Source organism: Candidatus Krumholzibacteriia bacterium (assembly GCA_030748535.1).
Lineage (GTDB): Bacteria > Krumholzibacteriota > Krumholzibacteriia > JACNKJ01 > JACNKJ01 > JASMLU01.
This window is the reverse complement of sequence record JASMLU010000027.1, coordinates 613-932: the sequence shown is the minus strand read 5'-3', so window position 1 is coordinate 932 and position 320 is coordinate 613. Positions and strand designations below refer to the sequence as shown.

2 tRNA genes (1 of these 2 running past the window's edge) are annotated in these 320 nt (G+C 70.6%); one reads left to right on the top strand and one right to left on the bottom strand.

Annotation, left to right across the window (positions count from 1 at the left end):
- Nucleotides 1-93 precede the first annotated feature (93 nt).
- A tRNA-Ser gene (locus QGH30_09750) sits at nucleotides 94-181 on the bottom strand.
- 88 nt (nucleotides 182-269) lie between these two features.
- Between QGH30_09750 and QGH30_09745 the strand changes: the two genes are divergently transcribed.
- Nucleotides 270-320: transfer RNA gene (locus QGH30_09745), tRNA-Ser, on the top strand; it runs 48 nt beyond the window's last position.

Here is a 320-nt window from a genome sequence, read left to right as displayed (position 1 = left end):
GGCATCCACGGCCACGCTGGAGGCCGACTCCTGGCTGGCGGACCTACGGGGCCAGGTCAACAGCTGACTGGTCACGTTGCCAACTGGGCCCTGTGGCGGAGGGAGGGGGATTCGAACCCCCGGAGCCGTGAGGCTCAACGGTTTTCAAGACCGTCGCAATCGTCCGCTCTGCCATCCCTCCGCCGGTGAGCGTACCGGCGGGGGTCCGCGGTCTCGGGGCCGCCGGTAGCCTGCGGTCTCCGTGGTCGGGCCCCCGGGCCGGGCCTCGAGGAGAGGTGGCCGAGTCAGGTCGAAGGCGCTCCCCTGCTAAGGGAGTATGG